Raw genomic sequence first — 1,157 nt, 5'->3', positions numbered from 1 at the left:
CCACGCGCCGCGCCGGCGAGGGCGTCCGTGAGGGCGCCCATGCCGCCGACCGGCACGTCCCAGGCGCCGGTGCCGCCGCCGATCACGTGGTAGAGGAAGCAGCGGTTCTGCCGCAGCGAGGGGTCGTGGGCGTCGGCGAAGGTGCCGATGAGGGCGTCGGTGAGGACGACGCCGCGCACCAGGTCGTCGCTGAAGTTCTCCTCGACGGCGACGCCCACCGGCTCCTCGAAGAGCACGCGCCAGGCGTCCTCGTCGTCGATCCGGCCACGGAGTTCGTCGCGGGTGGGCAGCGGTTCGGTGAGGGTCGGGAACACTCGCTGGGCGACCCGGCCGGTCATGCCGTAGAAGCGCTGCCAGGCCTCGTACTCGCGGTCCGATCCGGTCAGCCGCCGGAACGCCTCGCGGGTGCGCCGCTCGCCGCCGCCGACCAGCAGTCCGGTGGGCCGCCCGTCGCGTTCGACGGGCGTGTACGAGGACACCGTGCGCCCGCGGACCCGGAAGTCGAGGCTCAGATCACGCACGATCTTCCGGGGCAGCAGGCTGACCAGGTACGAGTAGCGCGACAGCCGCGCGTCGACCCCGGCGAACGGCCGGGTGGACACGGCGGCGCCGCCGGTGGTCCCCAGGCGCTCCAGCACCAGGACGGAGCGTCCGGCACGGGCCAGATAGGCGGCGGCGACGAGGCCGTTGTGGCCCCCGCCGACGATCACGGCGTCATATCCCTCGTGTACAGGCATGGTTCTTGGTAGCACGCGATGATCTAGGTCTGCCAGAGGTACGCGGCAGCCGGCGGGCGCCCGGATGGCCGCTCGGGACGGGACGGGCGGCTCAGTGCCCCTCGGCCGCCCGCCGCTGCCGCAGCACCGCGACCCGTCGGTACAGCTCCGCCGCCTCCTGGGCACGCCCGAGCTGCTCCAGACAGTGCGCCTCGTCGTTGCGGCTGGCCAGGGCGTCGGGGTGGGTCTCACCGAGGACGTGCTCGCGGGCGACGGCGACCGCACGGTACTCGGTGAGGGCGTCGGCCCAGCGGCCGAGCCAGCCGAGGCCGACGGCGACCTCGCGGCGGCTGACGAGGGTGTCCGGATGGCCGGGGCCGAGGACACGTTCGCGGATCGCGCACACGTCGCGGGACTCCGCGAGCGCCTCTTCCCAGCGCC

General features: G+C 74.2%; 2 protein-coding genes. Both read right to left on the bottom strand.

The genetic code is table 11. The features are described 5' to 3' along the window. On the bottom strand, window positions 1-737 hold a 737-nt coding region (locus ABZV34_RS39785; RefSeq protein ID WP_356288291.1), incomplete at its 3' end, for an NAD(P)-binding protein. Window positions 738-828: 91 nt separating this feature from the next. Then, window positions 829-1,157: tetratricopeptide repeat-containing protein (locus tag ABZV34_RS39780; protein ID WP_356288288.1), on the bottom strand; the 329-nt coding region annotated here is incomplete at its 5' end.

Origin of the sequence: Streptomyces sp. NPDC005195 (assembly GCF_040608315.1) — a bacterium.
Classification (GTDB): domain Bacteria; phylum Actinomycetota; class Actinomycetes; order Streptomycetales; family Streptomycetaceae; genus Streptomyces; species Streptomyces kaempferi.
The sequence above is the reverse complement of the archived record's forward strand: the minus strand, read 5'-3'. Positions and strand labels throughout refer to the sequence as shown.